Source organism: Enterococcus sp. RTP21361st1_A6_RTP21361_211029 (genome assembly GCF_040910045.1).
GTDB lineage: Bacteria > Bacillota > Bacilli > Lactobacillales > Enterococcaceae > Enterococcus_D > Enterococcus_D gallinarum.
The window spans coordinates 1-1,837 of sequence record NZ_JBDGBK010000187.1 but is presented as its reverse complement, the minus strand read 5'-3'; the positions used below and the strand labels follow the sequence as shown (position 1 = coordinate 1,837).

Below are 1,837 nucleotides of genomic sequence, written 5' to 3'. Positions count from 1 at the left end.
CTTTTAAAAAAAGAGTTGACATTCACTTGTTGATCTGATATGATTTAAAAGTTGCTAACGCAGCGCAGTAGACCTTTGAAAACTGAACAAAGCAAGCAAACGAACCAATGTGTAGGGCGCTTCATTATATGAAGCAAAATACATGCAAGCAATAGCTAGCAAAGTTAATTTTATTTGAGCTTAACGATCCTATGGATCGTTCAAACAAATCATTATGAGAGTTTGATCCTGGCTCAGGACGAACGCTGGCGGCGTGCCTAATACATGCAAGTCGAACGCTTTTTCTTTCACCGGAGCTTGCTCCACCGAAAGAAAAAGAGTGGCGAACGGGTGAGTAACACGTGGGTAACCTGCCCATCAGAAGGGGATAACACTTGGAAACAGGTGCTAATACCGTATAACACTATTTTCCGCATGGAAGAAAGTTGAAAGGCGCTTTTGCGTCACTGATGGATGGACCCGCGGTGCATTAGCTAGTTGGTGAGGTAACGGCTCACCAAGGCCACGATGCATAGCCGACCTGAGAGGGTGATCGGCCACACTGGGACTGAGACACGGCCCAGACTCCTACGGGAGGCAGCAGTAGGGAATCTTCGGCAATGGACGAAAGTCTGACCGAGCAACGCCGCGTGAGTGAAGAAGGTTTTCGGATCGTAAAACTCTGTTGTTAGAGAAGAACAAGGATGAGAGTAGAACGTTCATCCCTTGACGGTATCTAACCAGAAAGCCACGGCTAACTACGTGCCAGCAGCCGCGGTAATACGTAGGTGGCAAGCGTTGTCCGGATTTATTGGGCGTAAAGCGAGCGCAGGCGGTTTCTTAAGTCTGATGTGAAAGCCCCCGGCTCAACCGGGGAGGGTCATTGGAAACTGGGAGACTTGAGTGCAGAAGAGGAGAGTGGAATTCCATGTGTAGCGGTGAAATGCGTAGATATATGGAGGAACACCAGTGGCGAAGGCGGCTCTCTGGTCTGTAACTGACGCTGAGGCTCGAAAGCGTGGGGAGCGAACAGGATTAGATACCCTGGTAGTCCACGCCGTAAACGATGAGTGCTAAGTGTTGGAGGGTTTCCGCCCTTCAGTGCTGCAGCAAACGCATTAAGCACTCCGCCTGGGGAGTACGACCGCAAGGTTGAAACTCAAAGGAATTGACGGGGGCCCGCACAAGCGGTGGAGCATGTGGTTTAATTCGAAGCAACGCGAAGAACCTTACCAGGTCTTGACATCCTTTGACCACTCTAGAGATAGAGCTTCCCCTTCGGGGGCAAAGTGACAGGTGGTGCATGGTTGTCGTCAGCTCGTGTCGTGAGATGTTGGGTTAAGTCCCGCAACGAGCGCAACCCTTATTGTTAGTTGCCATCATTTAGTTGGGCACTCTAGCGAGACTGCCGGTGACAAACCGGAGGAAGGTGGGGATGACGTCAAATCATCATGCCCCTTATGACCTGGGCTACACACGTGCTACAATGGGAAGTACAACGAGTTGCGAAGTCGCGAGGCTAAGCTAATCTCTTAAAGCTTCTCTCAGTTCGGATTGTAGGCTGCAACTCGCCTACATGAAGCCGGAATCGCTAGTAATCGCGGATCAGCACGCCGCGGTGAATACGTTCCCGGGCCTTGTACACACCGCCCGTCACACCACGAGAGTTTGTAACACCCGAAGTCGGTGAGGTAACCTTTTTGGAGCCAGCCGCCTAAGGTGGGATAGATGATTGGGGTGAAGTCGTAACAAGGTAGCCGTATCGGAAGGTGCGGCTGGATCACCTCCTTTCTAAGGAATAGTACGGAAGACTACACATCGTTTGCCTTTGTTCAGTTTTGAGAGGTTTACTCTCAAA

1 rRNA gene is annotated in these 1,837 nt (G+C 50.6%); it reads left to right on the top strand.

Features of this window, described 5'->3' with window-relative positions:
• Nucleotides 1-210 precede the first annotated feature (210 nt).
• Nucleotides 211-1,770: ribosomal RNA gene (locus tag AB5Z52_RS16860) — 16S ribosomal RNA — on the top strand.
• Nucleotides 1,771-1,837 lie beyond the last annotated feature (67 nt).